The 15,989-nt window shown below is 65.8% G+C and carries 18 protein-coding genes; 15 read left to right on the top strand and 3 right to left on the bottom strand.

Annotated features, from left to right (window positions below):
- The 13 genes from EOD07_RS03850 to EOD07_RS03790 form a co-directional block, all read left to right on the top strand.
- Positions 1–441 (top strand): sugar ABC transporter permease (locus EOD07_RS03850; RefSeq protein WP_164772057.1); only part of this gene is annotated, 441 nt, incomplete at its 5' end.
- Entirely contained in the window at positions 438–1,388 is a 951-nt protein-coding gene (locus EOD07_RS03845; RefSeq protein ID WP_127234029.1) for a carbohydrate ABC transporter permease, read from the top strand. The genes EOD07_RS03850 and EOD07_RS03845, both read left to right, overlap by 4 nt.
- Positions 1,385–1,591: a hypothetical protein gene (locus EOD07_RS03840; protein ID WP_127234028.1), complete on the top strand. Its 207-nt coding sequence runs from the start codon at positions 1,385–1,387 to the stop codon at positions 1,589–1,591. Before EOD07_RS03845 ends, EOD07_RS03840 begins: the two co-directional genes overlap by 4 nt.
- A 2-nt stretch (positions 1,592–1,593) precedes the next feature.
- Complete coding sequence (locus tag EOD07_RS03835; protein ID WP_127234027.1) at positions 1,594–2,700, top strand: ABC transporter ATP-binding protein; 1,107 nt, start codon at positions 1,594–1,596, stop codon at positions 2,698–2,700.
- Positions 2,693–3,706, top strand: coding sequence for an ABC transporter ATP-binding protein (locus EOD07_RS03830; protein WP_127234026.1), 1,014 nt, complete (start codon positions 2,693–2,695; stop codon positions 3,704–3,706). The genes EOD07_RS03835 and EOD07_RS03830 overlap by 8 nt, the downstream gene beginning before the upstream one ends.
- A 62-nt stretch (positions 3,707–3,768) precedes the next feature.
- Positions 3,769–5,409, top strand: a complete 1,641-nt coding sequence (locus EOD07_RS03825) for a dihydroxyacetone kinase subunit DhaK (RefSeq protein ID WP_127234025.1) — start codon at positions 3,769–3,771, stop codon at positions 5,407–5,409.
- Positions 5,410–5,419: 10 nt separating this feature from the next.
- Positions 5,420–6,019, top strand: coding sequence for a dihydroxyacetone kinase subunit DhaL (gene dhaL / locus EOD07_RS03820; RefSeq protein WP_127234030.1), 600 nt, complete (start codon positions 5,420–5,422; stop codon positions 6,017–6,019).
- Positions 6,019–6,408 carry a dihydroxyacetone kinase phosphoryl donor subunit DhaM gene (gene dhaM, locus EOD07_RS03815; RefSeq protein ID WP_127234024.1) on the top strand — a complete coding sequence of 130 codons (390 nt, stop codon included), beginning with the start codon at positions 6,019–6,021 and terminating at the stop codon, positions 6,406–6,408. Before dhaL ends, dhaM begins: the two co-directional genes overlap by 1 nt.
- 19 nt (positions 6,409–6,427) lie before the next feature.
- Positions 6,428–6,730, top strand: a complete 303-nt coding sequence (locus EOD07_RS03810; RefSeq protein ID WP_041008092.1) for an HPr family phosphocarrier protein — start codon at positions 6,428–6,430, stop codon at positions 6,728–6,730.
- Between the two features lie 41 nt (positions 6,731–6,771).
- On the top strand, positions 6,772–8,346 hold the full coding sequence (gene ptsP, locus EOD07_RS03805; RefSeq protein WP_127234023.1) for a phosphoenolpyruvate--protein phosphotransferase: 1,575 nt from the start codon (positions 6,772–6,774) through the stop codon (positions 8,344–8,346).
- Between the two features lie 4 nt (positions 8,347–8,350).
- Positions 8,351–8,782 (top strand): hypothetical protein, encoded by a 432-nt coding sequence (locus tag EOD07_RS03800; protein WP_127234022.1) that lies wholly within the window; start codon positions 8,351–8,353, stop codon positions 8,780–8,782.
- A 21-nt stretch (positions 8,783–8,803) separates the two neighbouring features.
- Positions 8,804–9,790 carry a dihydroxyacetone kinase subunit DhaK gene (gene dhaK, locus EOD07_RS03795; protein ID WP_041008084.1) on the top strand — a complete coding sequence of 329 codons (987 nt, stop codon included), beginning with the start codon at positions 8,804–8,806 and terminating at the stop codon, positions 9,788–9,790.
- Positions 9,791–9,857: 67 nt separating this feature from the next.
- Positions 9,858–10,907, top strand: a complete 1,050-nt coding sequence (locus EOD07_RS03790) for a nucleotidyltransferase family protein (protein WP_127234021.1) — start codon at positions 9,858–9,860, stop codon at positions 10,905–10,907.
- Here the strand turns inward: EOD07_RS03790 and EOD07_RS03785 are convergent.
- From EOD07_RS03785 to EOD07_RS03775, 3 genes are read right to left on the bottom strand one after another with little or no spacing between them, the layout of a single operon-like run.
- Complete coding sequence (locus tag EOD07_RS03785; RefSeq protein ID WP_127234020.1) at positions 10,904–11,884, bottom strand: serine kinase; 981 nt, start codon at positions 11,882–11,884, stop codon at positions 10,904–10,906. The genes EOD07_RS03790 and EOD07_RS03785 overlap by 4 nt on opposite strands.
- Positions 11,881–12,312, bottom strand: a complete 432-nt coding sequence (locus tag EOD07_RS03780; RefSeq protein WP_127234019.1) for a lasso peptide biosynthesis B2 protein — start codon at positions 12,310–12,312, stop codon at positions 11,881–11,883. Before EOD07_RS03780 ends, EOD07_RS03785 begins: the two co-directional genes overlap by 4 nt.
- On the bottom strand, positions 12,312–12,599 hold the full coding sequence (locus tag EOD07_RS03775) for a PqqD family protein (RefSeq protein ID WP_040988700.1): 288 nt from the start codon (positions 12,597–12,599) through the stop codon (positions 12,312–12,314). The genes EOD07_RS03780 and EOD07_RS03775 overlap by 1 nt, the downstream gene beginning before the upstream one ends.
- Before the next feature lie 437 nt (positions 12,600–13,036).
- On the opposite strand from EOD07_RS03775, the gene EOD07_RS03770 reads away from it, so the two are divergent.
- Positions 13,037–14,944, top strand: coding sequence for a propionyl-CoA synthetase (locus tag EOD07_RS03770; protein ID WP_127234018.1), 1,908 nt, complete (start codon positions 13,037–13,039; stop codon positions 14,942–14,944).
- A 599-nt stretch (positions 14,945–15,543) separates the two neighbouring features.
- Positions 15,544–15,989, top strand: a 446-nt coding sequence (locus EOD07_RS03765; RefSeq protein ID WP_245469822.1) for a metallophosphoesterase, incomplete at its 3' end; no start/stop codon positions are given.

Genomic DNA, 15,989 nt, shown 5'->3' with positions numbered 1-15,989 from the left:
GTCCAGATGCTGTCCAATGTCGAGCTGGCGCCCTGGGCGATCATCATCGTCGACACCTGGATGTGGACGCCTTACGTGATGCTGATCTGCCTCGCCGGCCTGCGCTCCATTCCCGAATACATCTACGAGGCGGCCGAGGTCGACCGCGCCTCGAACTGGCGGCAGTTCTGGTCGATCACGCTGCCGATGGCGCTGCCCTTCATCATGCTCGCGGTGCTGTTCCGCGGCATCGAGAACTTCAAGATGTTCGACATGGTCAACCTGTTGACCGGCGGAGGACCAGGCTCGACCACCGAGGTCGCCTCGATCACGCTCAAGCGGCAGGCCTTCGAAAGCTGGCGCACCGGCTATTCCTCGGCCTTCGCCATCATCCTGTTCGTCGCGGTGTTCGGCCTCGCAAACATCTACGTCAAGGCGCTCAACAAGGTGAAGCAGAGATGAGCCTGACCACCGCCCATTCCGTCGTCGCGCCCTCGTCGAACGCCAAGCTGATCGCCGGCACGATCATCATCGCCTATGCGCTGATCTCGATCGTGCCGCTGTTGTGGATCTTCGCCACCAGCTTCAAGACGCCACCGGATTCGATCGCCTATCCGCCGAAGATCGTCTTCCAGCCGAGCATCGAGGGCTATTGCAACCTGTTCACGACCCGCACAAGGCAGACGCCGGAATACATCAACGCGCTCGGACCGGCGACCGGCTTCTGCGACGAGACCGTGCGCAAGCGCAACATGGTGATCGCCGGGCCGTCGAACTTCCTGCCGCGCTTCGTCAACTCGCTGATCATCGCCTTCGGCTCGACCTTCTGCGCGGTGTTCCTCGGCACGCTGTCGGCCTATGGCTTCTCGCGCTTCAAGGTGCCTTTGGCCGACGATCTTCTGTTCTTCATCCTGTCGACGCGCTTCATGCCGCCGATCGCGGTCGCTATCCCGATCTACCTGATGTATCGCGAGCTCGGCCTCTCCGACACCGCGCTCGGCATGATCCTGCTCTACACCGCGGTCAACGTCTCGCTCGCGGTCTGGCTGCTCAAGGGCTTCATCGACGAGATCCCGCGCGAATACGAGGAAGCCGCGATGATCGACGGCTATACCCGGATGCAGGCCTTCTGGCGCACCGTGCTGCCGCAGGCGACGACCGGAATTGCCGCCACCGCCATCTTCTGCCTGATCTTCGCCTGGAACGAATATGCCTTCGCCGCACTTCTGACTTCCGGCACGGCGCAGACCGCGCCGCCCTTCATCCCGACCATCATCGGCGAGGGCGGCCAGGACTGGCCGGCGGTGGCGGCGGGCACGACGATCTTCCTGGTGCCGATCCTCGTCTTCACCATCCTGCTCCGCAAGCAGCTCTTGCGCGGCATTACCTTCGGCGCGGTGCGCAAATGAGCACGATCCAGACCGCAAAACGCAAATCGCGCTGGCCCCGCTGGGCAAGGCGCGGGCTGATGGAAAACATCGCGACGGCGATCATCGCGATCGGCTTCCTGATGCTGTTCCAGCCCTTCGCGCTGGCGCTTTACACCTATTCCTTCGTCACCATGCTCGCCGGCACGGTGATGTTCATCATCGTCTCGAAATTCCCGGAATAACGATGGCCGAGATCCGTGTTCAGAACCTGAGGAAGGCCTTCGGCGCATTCGTCGCCGTGCAGGATTCCAATTTCGTCGTCGAGGACGGCGAGTTCTTCGTCATGCTCGGGCCGTCCGGCTGCGGCAAGACGACGACGCTTCGCATGATCGCCGGCCTCGAGCTGCCGACCGGCGGCAAGATCCTGCTCGGCGGCGAGGACGTCACCATGCGCCGGGCGCGCGAGCGCGACATCGCCTTCGTCTTCCAGCTCTTCGCGCTCTACCCGCATATGAATGTGCGCAAAAATATCGGCTTTCCACTGCTGGCGCAGGGCATGGCGTCGGCCGAGATCCGCCAACGGGTCGAGGAGACCGCGAAGCTCTTGCGCATCGACCATCTGCTCGACAAATCCGTCTCCGGCCTTGCCGGCGGCGACCGCCAGCGCGTCGCGCTCGGCCGCGCCATCGTGCGGCGGCCGAAATGCTTCCTCATGGACGAGCCGCTGGGCACGCTCGACACCGAGTTCCGCGATTTGATGGTGCACGAATTGCGCGAGCTGCATAACCGCATCCACGCCACGACCGTCTATGTCACGCACGACCAGATGGAAGCGATGTCGATGGCCGACAAGATCGCGGTGATGAACCACGGCGTCATCGAGCAGTTCGGCACGCCGCGCGAGATCTACGACCGGCCGGCGACCATGTTTGTCGCCGATTTCATCGGCTCGCCGCCGATGAATTTCCTGAAATTCGGCGGCGGCCTCGCCAGGGGCGCGAAGGAGATCGTCGTTCAGGGCACCAAGGTGGCGGTGCCGGAAGTGCGCGAGGACATCGCGCCCGCCGACATGGCGCTCGGCATTCGGCCCGAGCACATCCGCTTCGACGACGGCTCGAAGCTGCGCGGCGCGATCTACGGCACCGAATATCTCGGCACCACGCAGATCGTCGCCGTCGAGACGGCCGACGGCATCATCAAGGCGCGCGTGCCGGCAGGCATCCATCTCAATCCCGGCGAACAGGTCGGGCTGGCGCTGAGCAGCGCGCGGCTGTCGCTGTTCGACAAGGGTTCCGGCCGCGCGGTCAGGACCGCCATGCATGATCAGGCAGCGGAGGCGCGCCATGGCTGATGTCCGTATCCAGGGCGTGACCAAGAGTTTTGGCGAGACCGTCGCGATCGACAATCTCGACCTCACGATCAAGGACGGCGAATTCGTCGTGCTGCTCGGGCCCACCGGAGCCGGCAAGACGACGACGCTGCGGCTGATCGCCGGGCTGGAGCGGCCGGACAGCGGCACGATCCATATCGGCGGCCATGACGCGACGGCGCTGTCGCCGGCCGAGCGCGACACCGCCTTCGTCTTCCAGCAATATTCGCTCTACCCGCATCTGTCGGTGTTCGACAACCTGGCCTTCCCGCTGCGCTCGCCGGCGCGGCGGTTTCCGGAAGACGCGGTGCGCCGCCGTGTCGAGGAGGTGGCGCGCATGGTGCGCATCGACCACAAGCTCGACAACCGCTCGACCAAACTGTCGGGCGGCGAGATGCAGCGCGTCGCCATCGGCCGCGCGCTGGTACGCAAGCCGGCGATCTATCTGATGGATGAGCCGCTGTCCTCGCTCGATGCCAAGCTGCGTGCCGATCTGCGGCTGGAGCTGAAGCGCATCCAGTCCGAGCTCGGCGCCACCATGCTCTATGTCACGCACGACCAGATCGAGGCGATGACCATGGCCGACCGCATCGGCATCCTCTCCGACGGGGTTCTGGTGCAGATCGGCACGCCGCGCGCGATCTATTCGGAGCCGGCTAACCTCCATGTCGCGGCCCGCCTGGGCCAGCCGGCGATCAACCTTCTGCCGGCCGGCCTGCTGCCGGATGGCGGCGCGCCGACAGGCACGAAAACGATCGGCGCCCGCACCGAGCATCTCGCGATTGAGAAGGCGATGAACGGGCATGCCGACGGCGTCGTCGACTGGGTCGAGCATCTCGGCGACCAGAACCACCTGCATGTCACGGTGGGGGCGAAGAAGCTGGTGACGCTGACCGATCCCGACACGCCGCTCGCAAAGGGAGACAAGGTGACGATCCGCTACATCGCGCCGCTCTATTTCGGCTCGGACGGGCAAAGGCTCATGTAGCCGGTTCGCGCCATGTATTCGCACACCGATTGACGACCGCAGATACGAACTGGACGAAATCCATGAAGCACTTTTTCAACCGCAAGGACACGATCGTCACCGAGGCGATGGACGGCTTCCTCGCCACGGCAGGGTCGGGCGCGCTCGCCCGCCTCGACGGCTATCCCGAGATCAAGGTCGTGCTGCGCGCCGACTGGGACAAGACGAAGGTGGCCGTGGTTTCGGGCGGCGGCGCCGGGCATGAACCTTCGCATGCCGGCTTCGTCGGTGCCGGCATGCTGACGGCGGCCGTCTCCGGCGAAATCTTCGCCTCGCCCAGCGTCGAGGCGGTGCTGGCGGCGATCCGCGCCACGACCGGTCCCGCCGGCTGCCTGCTGATCGTCAAGAACTACACCGGCGACCGGCTCAATTTCGGACTGGCGGCGGAGAAGGCGCGCGCAGAGGGTCTCGCGGTCGAGATGGTGATCGTTGCCGACGACATAGCCCTGCCGGAGATCGCGCAGCCGCGTGGCGTCGCCGGCACGCTGTTCGTGCACAAGATCGCCGGTCACCTTTCCGAGAGCGGCCGGGACCTGGCGTCGGTCGCAGCCGCGGCGCGCGCGGCGGCGAAGGACATCGTTTCGCTCGGCATCTCGCTTTCCTCCTGCTCGATCCCCGGACAGGCGCATGAGGAGCGTTTCGGCGCGAATGATGGCGAGCTTGGACTCGGCATCCATGGCGAGCCCGGCGTCGAGCGCATCGCCCTGGAGGCCGCCAGCAAGCTGATCGCCATCATGGCGGAACGCCTCGCGGCGCGGCTCGATCCGCACAGCCGCTACGCCCTGCTGATCAACAATCTCGGCTCGGTACCACCGCTCGAAATGGCGCTGATCGCGAATGCCGTGCTGTCTTCGTCGTTGGCAAAGGCGGTGGCGCTGACGGTCGGCCCCGGGCATCTGATGACAGCGCTCAACATGAACGGCTTTTCGCTGTCGTTGATCAAGCTGGATGCGGAACGCGAGGCGGCGCTGCTGGCGCCCGTCGGGCCGCATGCCTGGCTGCCGGCAAAGCCGGTTCGCGCACCGGTCGTTATCGCGATGGCCAAGCCTGCTGCCGGCACAGCCACAAAGCCCGGCAGCCGCGACGCGGCCGCCGAGCGGCTGATCAGAGCCGCCTGCCAAAGGCTGATCGCGCTCGAAGAGCCGCTCAACGCGCTGGACGCCAAGGCAGGCGATGGCGACACCGGCTCGACCGTGGCGACGGGAGCGCGCAGCATTCTCGAGCGCATCGACACGCTGCCGCTTGCCGACAAGGCCGCGACCGCCGCCGCGATCGGCGACGCGCTGGGCACGTCCATGGGGGGCTCCAGCGGCGTGCTGCTGTCGATCTTCTTCACCGCCGCCGCGCAGACTTTGGGTTTTGGCGCAACTCTACCCAAGGCACTGCTTGCCGGCCTCGACCGGATGACCTTCTATGGCGGCGCCAGGATCGGCGACCGCACCATGGTCGACGCGCTGGAGCCGGCGCTGAGAGCCCTTGACGCCGGCGGACTGGAAGCGGCCGCCAAGGCGGCGCGGCAAGGCGCCGAGGCTACCGCCGCGATGCGCAAGGCCAAGGCCGGGCGCTCCGCCTATATCGGCAGCCAGCTCGACGTCGCAGATCCCGGCGCCTTCGCCGTGGCCGAAGTTTTCGCTGCCGTGGCGGCGCTCTTCGCGCCGGCATGAAGGACCAATGATGGCCGCAGCCGATTTCTCCCGATTGATCGCGGCGGCGGCCGATACGATCGCGGCGCATGCCGACGAGTTGACGGCGCTCGACCAGGCGATCGGCGACGGCGACCACGGGCTGAACATGAAGCGCGGCTTCGAGGCGGTGCGCGCCGAGGCGGACGCCTTTTCGGCAAAACCGCTGCCCGACGCGCTGAAAGCGGTCGGCACCAAGCTGGTGATGACCGTTGGCGGCGCTTCGGGCCCGCTGTTCGGCACGCTGTTCATGGCGCTGGGCAAGGACCTGCCGCCGGCACCGGACCGCGCCGCGCTGACGACGGCGCTGGGCAAGGCGATCGAAGCGGTCGCGGCGCGCGGCAAATCGCAGCCAGGGCAAAAAACCATGCTCGACGTGCTGCAGCCGGTGTATGACGCGCTGGCGCAAGGTGAGACGGGCGCGGAAATCGCCGATGCCGCCGACCGGGCGGCGGACGCCACCGTGCCGATGAAGGCCCTGCGCGGGCGGGCTTCCTTCCTGGGAGAGCGCTCGATCGGGCACATGGACGCCGGAGCGCGCTCGACCGCGCTTCTGGTGCGCGCAGTCGCGGAAGCGATAGAGGGTATTTGATGAGCAATGTCGGTATCGTCATCGTGTCGCATTCGCCTTTGGTCGCCGAGGGCACGGCCGACATGGTGCGCCAGATGGTGGGCGACGAAGTGCCGCTTGCATGGTGCGGCGGAAACGGCCATGGCGGGCTCGGCACCAGCGTCGAGGCGATCATGGGCGCGATCGACGAGGCCTGGTCGGACGCGGGCGTCGCCATACTGGTCGATCTCGGCGGCGCCGAGACCAACTCGGAGATGGCGGTCGAGATGATCGGCGAGCCGCGCTCTCACAGAATAGTCGTCTGCAACGCGCCAATCGTCGAAGGCGCAGTGATGGCGGCGACCGAATCCTCCGGCGGCGCCTCGCTCAAGGAAGTGGTGGCGACGGCGCATGAATTGTCGCCGTCGTGAACGAACGGGAACCGACTGAATGTCCGCATCCGCCGAAGCAACGGTCCTGATCACCCACGCGGTGGGCCTGCACGCGCGCCCTTCGGTGAAGTTCACCAAGCTTGCCAAGTCGTTCGCGGCCGAGGTGGAAGTGGCGGTGGCCGCCAACGGCCCCTGGTTCGACGCCAAAAGCATCGTCAAGGTGATGGCGGCCAAGGCGCCGAAAGGGACCATGCTGCATATCCGCGCCAAGGGCGACGGCGCGGCCCAGGCGGTGAAAGCGCTGGTCGATCTGGTGCAGCGTAACTTCGACGAGGATGCGGACCATGCCCGGTCCGCTTGAGACCGATCTGCATGACGGCAGGCCCGCAAGGAACGCGAGCCATGCAGGTTGAGGGTATCCCCGCCTCCCCCGGTTACGCCGAAGGCCCGCTGTTCGACCTCGACCAGCCTCCGGCCAGTTACAAGCCCAAGGCCAGTACCGAGGAAGAACGAGCCGCACTGGTGAACGCAATCGGCACGGCCGTCGGCCGGCTGACGGCACTGGTCGAGACCGCCGATGGCGACGCCGCCGGCATCCTCGAATTCCACATCGCCATGCTGGAGGACGACGCATTGAGCGGTCCGGCCTTGGCGGCGATCGGCTCAGGGCAGCCGGCGGATGCCGCATGGCGCGCGGCGCTGGACAGCGAGATCGCCGGCTACGAAGCGTCGGACCAGGACTATTTCCGCGCCCGCGCCGCGGATTTGCGCGACATCCGCGACCAGGTACTGCGAGCTCTGAGCGAGGACAACGAGGCCGAGGCGCCCCCGGGCGCGATCCTCTATGGCGAGGACATCGCGCCGACACGCTTCCTCGAAACCGATTGGAATAAAGGCGGCGGCATAGCGCTCAAGCGCGGCAGCACCGCCAGCCACGTCGCGATGCTGGCGCGCTCGCGCGGCGTTCCGATGGTCGTCGGTCTCAGCGCCCCGGCCGGACCGCTCAGCAGCGACGCGCTGCTCGATGCCGAACGCGGCGCGATCGTCTTCTCGCCATCCCCGGCTGAGGTCGAAGCCTTCCGGCAATCGGCCGCCTCCTTCGCCGACCGCCAGGGCGCAGCGCGGACATTCCTGACCGAGCCGGCGGTCACCAAGGCCGGCACCGCCGTGCGCGTCCAGGTCAACATCGCCTACCCTTCCGACGTCGACGGCATCGATGTCGCGACCTGCGACGGCGTCGGGCTAATGCGAACCGAATTCCTGTTCGGCAAGGCATTGCCGGATGAGGAGACGCAGTACCGTGCCTATCGCAAGGTGCTGGAATGGGCGGGCGACAAGCCGGTGACCATCCGCACCGTCGATGCCGGCGGCGACAAGCCGGTGCCGGGTTTCACCGTCGAGGAGACCAACCCATTCCTCGGTCTGCGCGGTATAAGGCTCTCGCTGGCGCGGCGTGATATCTTCCGCGTGCAGATACGGGCATTGCTGCGCGCCGCCATCCACGGCAATCTGAAGGTGATGTTCCCGATGATCGCCACGCATGACGAGTACAGCCAAGCCGCCGCGCTATTCGCCGGGGAGCAGGCCGCGCTTACCGCGCGGGGCGTCGCGCACAAGCTTCCGCCGCTCGGCATCATGGTCGAGGTGCCGTCCGTCGCGCTGGCGCCGGAAACCTTCGCCGACGTCGCCTTCTTCTCGATCGGCTCCAACGACCTGACGCAATATGTGATGGCGGCCGCGCGCGACAATGCGGCCGTGGCGCATCTCAATTCCGTGCGCCATCCGGCGATGCTGCGGCTGATCGCCGCGATCACGGCCTTCGGACGGGAGCGAGATATTCCAGTCAGCCTATGCGGCGACGCGGGCGGCGATCCGACAACCATCCCGGCGCTGCTCGAAGCGGGCCTGCGTGACCTGTCGGTCGCCCCCGCGCAACTCGCCATGGCCAAGGCGGCCATCGCGGACGTTTCGGTGTAAACGTATGGCCAAGGCCGCCAGGATAGCCGAAACCGGCTCGGAAGACGCGATCCGCGCCTACAAGACGATCCTGTCGCAGGTCATCGACCAGCGCCCATCCGGCATGCGCCAGCGCCTTGCCGATGCGCTCGGCAAGCACCGCAGCTTCGTCACGCAGATATCGAGCCCGGCCTATTCGATCCCGATCCCGTCAAAGCATCTGCCGGCCATCTTCTCCGTCTGCCATTTCAGCCAGGCCGAACGCGACCAGTTCATGGCCGCCTATCACCAGGCGCATCCCGGCAAGGTGTCCGCCGCTTCCGGGCAGCGCAAGACACGCCATGTCTCGCTGATCGTGCCGGATTTCGGCGACGACAAGCAGAACGCCGCGCTCGATCGGGCAATCAACGAATTCATCCAGAAAATAACCAGCATCGCCGGCAAGGGCAGCGGCTAGCGGAAGCATGGGAGGACAGCCATGAAGAAATTCATCAATTCGGTGGACACGATATTGGCCGAAAGCCTCGATGGTTTTGCGGCGGCTCATGCCGACATCCTCATGCTTGGAGAGGACCGCAAATTCATCCGCCGCAGAGAGCTGAAGCCCGGCAAGGTGGCGTTGATCTCCGGCGGCGGCTCCGGCCATGAGCCGCTGCATGGCGGCTTTGTCGGCCATGGCATGCTGGACGCCGCCTGCCCAGGCCAGGTCTTCACCTCACCGACGCCCGACCAGATGCTGGCCGCCGTTGAGGCCGTCGGCACCGGCGCCGGCTGCCTGTTCATCGTCAAGAACTACGAAGGCGATGTGATGAATTTCGATATGGCGGCCGAGATGGCGGACGGTGTGCTGCAGGTGGTGACCAATGACGACGTCGCGGTCGAGAACTCGTCCTACACGACCGGACGGCGCGGCGTCGCCGGCACGCTGGTGGTGGAAAAGATCGTCGGCGCTGCGGCCGAGCAGGGCATGGCGCTGCGCGAACTCAAGGCGCTGGGCGACCGCGTCAATGAAGCGACACGCTCGATGGGCGTGGCGCTGACCAGCGGTACGGTGCCAGCGGCCGGCAAACCGACCTTCGAGATCGGCGACGGCGAGATGGAGTTCGGCGTCGGCATCCACGGCGAGCCCGGCCGGCGACGCGACGCGCTGAAAAGCGCCGACGCCATCGCCGAAGAGGTCTGCGCGGCAATTGCCGGCGATTTCGGCGGCCGGACCGAAGGGCCGGCGCTGCTCTTCGTCAACGGCTTCGGCGGCACGCCGTCGATGGAGCTCTATCTGATGTACAACAGCGCCCGCAAAATGTTCGAGAAACACGGCGTGACAGTGATCCGCTCGCTCGTCGGTTCCTACGTGACCTCGCTCGACATGGCCGGATGCTCGATCACGCTAACCCTGCTCGACGACGACATGACGGCGCTGTGGGATGCTCCCGTGCACACCGCGGCGCTGCGCTGGGGGATGTAGCCGTCGCTGGCTTACCCCGCGCTTTTCTGGCAAGCATGCGTGGACCCTTGCTGCTGTTGCCGGAACGATGCTGCCCGAGCTTTCGCCTGCCCAGGAAAAACTGCTGATCAAGCTTGCGGACCCCGAGGCGACCGCCGATTGGGGCAACGACGTTTCCGCAGGCGACCTGTTGGCGCTGCTGGCCAATGCCGAGTTCCACGGCGTGCTGCCGATCGTGCTGCGCAAGCTCCGGGAACGCGGCGACGCCGATCTGCCGAATGACGCGGGCCTGCGGCAAAAGCTTGCCGAGCTGCGCGACCAGATGACGACGGCGACCGGGCAGTCGATGCTGCTGCAATATCACGGCGACCGCGTCATGAAGGCGCTGGCGGCAAAAGGCGTTCCGGCCCGGATCGTCAAGGGGCCGGTGTTCGCGCGCAGGCTCTATCGCCAGCTTGCCGACCGGCCGTTCACCGACATCGACATCCTCGTCGACCCCGCCGGCATCGAGACGGCCAACAGGACGATCGCCGAATGCGGCTTCGAGCTCGGCAGCGGCGAGGCCCTCTCGCACGCGCTGCAGGAATTCAAATGGCTGGAGAAAGAGAATTCCAGCCTGCTGATCGAATTGCACGGCAACCTGGTGCACGACACAGGCATGCGCAGGCGTCTGTCGCTCGGCTTTCGCGAGCTGCGGGCGATCGACAAGGGCGAGACCGACACGCCGGCGGCGCTGCTCACCATCGCCATCGTCCATGCCGCAGGCGGCCACAAGTTCCATAGGCTGCAGCTCTGCGTCGACGTGCTGCAAGGCGTGCGGGCGTTGAAATCGCCGGAAGACGAAGCGCGTCTGCTCGAGGCCGCCCGCATGACCGGGATCGAGCTGGAGCTGGCAACGGTGCTCAACGTGACCGGGCGCCTGTTCGGCGCGCCGCGCGCGATCGAGCTCGCGGACCGCATCAAGCCGGATCTGTCGATACGGCTGGCGAAATGGCTGATCACGGGCAACATGCTGCTTCGCGTCAACTCGCGCGAGAAGCTGCGCTCGCGCCTCAGCCGCGATGCCTTCCGCTGGGTGCAGAGGCTGGCACGGCCGCGAGCGCATCCAGCGCAAGCGCGGAAAGCTCACTTCGGCTAAATATCGACCTTGGCGCGGATCAACTCCGCCGCCTCGGCCGGCCTCGCCCCGACCTCCAGCGTGAAGGTCGGCACCGCCTTCACCAGCGCCGCGATCATCGCCATGCGCCTTTTCTGCAGCGACAGCAGGCCGGTCATGCCGGTCCGCACATTGTCGGTGGCCAAAGCCACCATGGCGTCTGTCCTGGCCATCGGCAATAGCCGGTTCTCGGTGTCGGCCGAGCGCGCGAGATGCAGGAGCGCGGCGACGGGCCTGGCGCGCACATCCTCGACCCGAATGATTTCGCCGAGGCAGTCCAGCGAAACGGACTGCTCGCCCTCGGCGTCCCACTTCTCGCCGAGGCAAGGCGCGACGAAGGGCAGCATCGCCGCCGTGTTGCGGTGGACCTTCACCCGGCGCGGCATGCCCCAGGCCGTGATGCCCTCAGCTCTCGCGTTGAGGATCATCACGTCGTCCGAGCAAAGGCCGAAACCCCTCGAGGCAAGCGCCAGCGACGTCGTCGACTTGCCCGTGCCGCTTGGCGCATGGATGAGAACCAAGCCGTCCTTTCCAGGCAAGGTGAGACCCGCGGTGTGCAGTATATGCTGGCCGTCGGCGTCGAGCGCCGCATCCAGCACCATCATCAGCAAAGTCCACTTGATCTTGCTGTCGGGATGAAGACGGATTTCGGCCCGGCCCTCGCCGTCGCGGATCGACAGCGTCTGCTGACCCGGAAAGACGAGATGGAAGACGCTTCCGCCGTCGATCATGCGGCAATGGCCGTCCAGCGGCACGTCGCCGTCGAAAGCCAGCTTTCCTTCGGGGTTCTCCTGCAACTCAGGCGTTTCGACGATGTCGACGCGAAAACCGGGCGGGACAGGCTCGTTTACACGCAGGGCGCCGAGCATCAGGTCGAAGCTTGGCCACAGATCGGCCCGCGCGGCGGTGATGCCTATAACCTGGCCGTTGAGGTTGTAGCGGAAAGTCTGGTCGCTCAAGCGACTGGCGCCTTCATCCTGGCGGGGTGGCGGTAGATCTCCACCATGCCGGGCTGGCTGTCGCTGACCACCGGCTTGCCGTCGAGGCAGACCCAGCAATGCGCCGACAGGCGAGGCTCGTGCATCGACCTGGCGTCGACCCCGAAACGCAGCTCCGGGTCGAAGCCGGCCATGCGCAGGAAGCGAAAACCGAGCAGACCTTCCCGAAGGCACCTGCGGTCACGCATCAGCCAGGGGCGCCGCACCGTTCGCTTGACGCGATTGACGATGTAGGTCCAGGGCAAGTCACGATAGGGCGCAGGCGACTGCAGAGGCGCCAGTCTCAACACGCCTTCGAAATCGCGCCGACCGACCAGCACCGGCATCAGCCGGGCGCTGAGCCACAAATGGACGCGGAACAGCGCGCGCAGGACCGGTCCGTCGGCCATCATGCGCCCGGGTCGGCGAGGATGCCTTCAGCCACCAGCTCGGCGGCCAATTCGGCCATGTCCTGGTCGAGCGTTGCCTTGTCGACCTCAAATTCGTCCGACAGCAGGTCGACGATCTGGTTAAGGTTGCGCGCGCCGTTCACCTTGCCGAGAAAAGCCTCGGTCGTGTCGTTGCAGGTGTAAAGCTGGCCACTGCGCGCCAAAAGCACGACGGCGCCATCGCCGACATGCTGCACGGACGCGTCGTCCGCCATCCGAAGCACCGTTTCAGAGCCGATTTCAGCCATCCGCCCGCTCCCTTCGCTGAAAGAGCAATTAGCGCGGCGCCGCGAGGCTGTCCATTGGCATGGATGGCGAAGGGGATCCTGCCGTCGTGGGACGAATATTAGCGAGGTCTTGCGTTCCTGCCGTTGGGTAAGCTATGAGTCCGCCGGGCTTTGGGGAGTGATCTGTATGCGTTACAATTGGGAACGGGCTCCGACGGCATTCGAGCGCCACCGGAAGGCGCTGGCAGCGGCCATCCTGATCGCCGGCGGCGTCGGGCTGATGCTGGCGGCGTTGCCGCTCTAAGCCGGCTTAGATCACGGAGTGACAGCGACGCCTCCGCCAGAGGCGCCGAACAGAGACGTTTGCCGGCGATGTCGACCAAAATGCAGGAAGACATGGCCGCGACGCGCGGCTTAGTCTATGGCAGGCGGCAGAACGTTTCTTGGGAGGAAGGCGGATGGCCTCACGCTATCACGAAGTCTATGCGGGCTGGAAACGCGACCCCGTAGGGTTCTGGGCCGAAGCAGCGAAAGCGATCGACTGGTACAAGCCGGCCGAAAAGGTCTTCGACCTGACGCAAGGCGTCTATGGCCGCTGGTTCACCGGCGCCACCTGCAACACCTGCCATAACGCAATCGACCGCCATGTCGCCGGCGGCCGCGCCGACCAGCTGGCCCTGATCCATGACAGCGCGATCACCGGCACGATCCGGAAATTCACCTATGCCGAATTGAAGCGCGAGGTGGTCGCGCTGGCCTCGGTGCTGCGGCATCGCGGCATCGGCAAGGGCGACCGCGTCATCATCTACATGCCGATGGTGGCGGAAGCGGCCATCGCCATGCTCGCCTCGGCCAGGCTGGGCGCCGTGCATTCGGTGGTGTTCGGCGGCTTCGCCTCGCATGAGCTCGCCACGCGCATCGACGACGCCAAGCCGAAGCTGATCATCTCCGCCTCCTGCGGGCTGGAGCCGGGACGCGTCGTCGCCTACAAGCCGCTGCTCGACAAGGCTATCGAGATGTCGAAGCACAAGCCCGACGCCTGCCTCATCCTGCAGCGCGAGCAGCTGCGCTGCGAGATGAAGGACAATTACGACTTCGACTATGCGGACGCAGTTGCCCGCGAACGGGCGGCCGGCGCCAATGTCGATTGCGTTCCGGTGCTGGCCACCGACCCGCTCTACATCATCTACACCTCGGGCACGACCGGCCAGCCGAAGGGCATCGTGCGCGACAATGGCGGTCACATGGTCGCGCTGAAATGGACCATGGACAACGAGTTCGGCGTCAAGCCCGGCGAAGTGTTCTGGGCGGCTTCCGATGTCGGCTGGGTGGTCGGCCATTCCTACATCGTCTACGCGCCGCTTCTGCATGGCTGCACCAGCGTGCTCTTCGAAGGCAAGCCGATCGGCACGCCGGACGCCGGCACCTACTGGCGGGTGATCTCCGAGCACGGCGTCGTGGCGCTGTTCACCGCGCCGACCGCCTTCCGCGCCATCAAGGGGCAGGATCCCAAGGGCGAGTTCGTGCCGAAATACGACCTGTCGAAGTTCCGCACCTTGTTCCTCGCCGGCGAGCGCGCCGATCCCGAAACGATCAAATGGGCGGAGCAGAAGCTCGACCGGCCGGTCGTCGACCATTGGTGGCAGACCGAAACCGGATCGCCGATGACGATCAACCCGGCGGGTCTGGGACTGCTGCCGGTGAAATACGGCTCGCCCGGCGTGCCGATGCCGGGCTACGACATCCGCATCCTCGATGATGCCGGCCATGAAGTCTCGCGCGGCACGCTCGGCAATGTCGTGGTCAAGCTGCCGCTGCCCGCCGGCTGCCTGCCGACGCTGTGGAATGCCGACGCCCGCTTCCGCCAGGCCTATCTCGAGGAGTTCCCCGGCTACTACAAGACGGCCGATGCCGGCATGATGGACGAGGACGGCTATCTCTATGTGATGGCCCGCACCGACGACATCATCAATGTCGCCGGCCACCGACTCTCGACCGGCGCGATGGAAGAGGTGCTGGCAGCGCATCCCGATGTCGCCGAATGCGCGGTCATCGGCATTGCCGATGCCATGAAGGGCCAGGTGCCGCTCGGCTTCGTCGTGCTCAATGCCGGCGTGTCGCGCGACACCGGCGCGATCGAAAGCGAGGTGGTGGGGCTGGTGCGCGAGCGGATCGGCCCGGTTGCCGCCTTCAAGACCGTGGTGACGATCAAGCGGCTGCCCAAGACCCGCTCGGGCAAGATCCTGCGCGGCACGATGCAGAAGATCGCCGACAAGGAGCAATGGACAATGCCGGCAACCATCGACGATCCCGTGATATTGGATGAGATCACCACGGCGCTGAAGAACCGTGGCATCGGTGTATAGGCGAGCGCAAAGTACGGTGCACCGCCGGGCTTCGCGTTCACGAATCCGTTCTGCGGCGCAATCGTTTGTTGTGCAATGCAGCAATAGCTCCTAAACTTGTCTTGGGGGCCATTGCGCAGGCGTGGCATGGCTCGGCACAAGACGATGTTCGGCGGGGGTCGACATTTTAGGGTTCCTGGCTGTCGGCACGGTGATTTTCCGTCAGCGCAGCTTTTGGATGCGGGCCTTTTCCCGACCGGGTTTCGGTTTCGGCGCGCCACTGACGGCATTCCGCCCTGTTCCTTGACGGCGGCGGCCGGCTTTGCCGGCCCAGCGTGCAACTATTCTTCGCCACCGGCGGTTTCGTCGGCGAGGCGGTGGTCGCGCCCGAGCGGCGCATCCGGCTGTTGCTTGAGCGCAGGCTGTTCCGCTGTCGGCCGAGGGCCGCCTGACCTGGCCGCTGGCCGACCGCATTCAGCGCCGATTTGGCACGCCGATGTGGAATTGTCGGTATTCGGTATGATACGAGGCGCAAAACAGTGCGGGTAATCGAGCCTCAATCCGTGAACCTTTTCCAACGATCGAGACGCCCTCGACCCGCGCCGCGCGAGCGCCTCATCATGGACATACGCGACACGGTCGTCTACGCGATCGGCGACGTGCATGGCTGCCTTGACGAATTGCGCGCATTGGAAGGAAAGATCCAGCTCGACGCGCAGCGCTTCCGCGGCCGCAAGATCATCATCATGCTGGGCGACTATATCGACCGGGGGCCGCATTCGCGGCGCGTGATCGACCATCTGATGGCGCCGCCGCCAAAGGGCTTCCAGCGCATCTGCCTCGTGGGGAACCATGAGGTCGCGCTGCTCCTCTATCTGGACGGTCATCTCTCGCGTGAAACCTGGCTTGGCTATGGCGGCCGCGAGACCCTGTTCTCCTACGGCGTCGACCCTGACCGGCTGATAAGCCTCTACGGTTCGAGCGAACAGGCGGATGCGCGTATACGCGAGGCCATTCCCGCCAGCCATATCGACTTCCTGCGCACGCTGCCGGCGATGGTCTGCTC

The sequence above is a fragment of the Mesorhizobium sp. M2C.T.Ca.TU.002.02.1.1 genome (genome assembly GCF_003997225.1).
Note: the sequence above shows the minus strand (reverse complement) of the source record. Positions and strands in the feature narration are given on the sequence as shown.

Coding starts and splice junctions, on each gene's coding strand:
- EOD07_RS03845 (WP_127234029.1), top strand. CDS start 438: ATGAGCCTGACCACCGCCCATTCCGTCGTCGCGCCCTCGTCGAACGCC.
- EOD07_RS03840 (WP_127234028.1), top strand. CDS start 1,385: ATGAGCACGATCCAGACCGCAAAACGCAAATCGCGCTGGCCCCGCTGG.
- EOD07_RS03835 (WP_127234027.1), top strand. CDS start 1,594: ATGGCCGAGATCCGTGTTCAGAACCTGAGGAAGGCCTTCGGCGCATTC.
- EOD07_RS03830 (WP_127234026.1), top strand. CDS start 2,693: ATGGCTGATGTCCGTATCCAGGGCGTGACCAAGAGTTTTGGCGAGACC.
- EOD07_RS03825 (WP_127234025.1), top strand. CDS start 3,769: ATGAAGCACTTTTTCAACCGCAAGGACACGATCGTCACCGAGGCGATG.
- dhaL (WP_127234030.1), top strand. CDS start 5,420: ATGGCCGCAGCCGATTTCTCCCGATTGATCGCGGCGGCGGCCGATACG.
- dhaM (WP_127234024.1), top strand. CDS start 6,019: ATGAGCAATGTCGGTATCGTCATCGTGTCGCATTCGCCTTTGGTCGCC.
- EOD07_RS03810 (WP_041008092.1), top strand. CDS start 6,428: ATGTCCGCATCCGCCGAAGCAACGGTCCTGATCACCCACGCGGTGGGC.
- ptsP (WP_127234023.1), top strand. CDS start 6,772: ATGCAGGTTGAGGGTATCCCCGCCTCCCCCGGTTACGCCGAAGGCCCG.
- EOD07_RS03800 (WP_127234022.1), top strand. CDS start 8,351: ATGGCCAAGGCCGCCAGGATAGCCGAAACCGGCTCGGAAGACGCGATC.
- dhaK (WP_041008084.1), top strand. CDS start 8,804: ATGAAGAAATTCATCAATTCGGTGGACACGATATTGGCCGAAAGCCTC.
- EOD07_RS03790 (WP_127234021.1), top strand. CDS start 9,858: ATGCTGCCCGAGCTTTCGCCTGCCCAGGAAAAACTGCTGATCAAGCTT.
- EOD07_RS03780 (WP_127234019.1), bottom strand. CDS start 12,312: ATGGCCGACGGACCGGTCCTGCGCGCGCTGTTCCGCGTCCATTTGTGG.
- EOD07_RS03775 (WP_040988700.1), bottom strand. CDS start 12,599: ATGGCTGAAATCGGCTCTGAAACGGTGCTTCGGATGGCGGACGACGCG.
- EOD07_RS03770 (WP_127234018.1), top strand. CDS start 13,037: ATGGCCTCACGCTATCACGAAGTCTATGCGGGCTGGAAACGCGACCCC.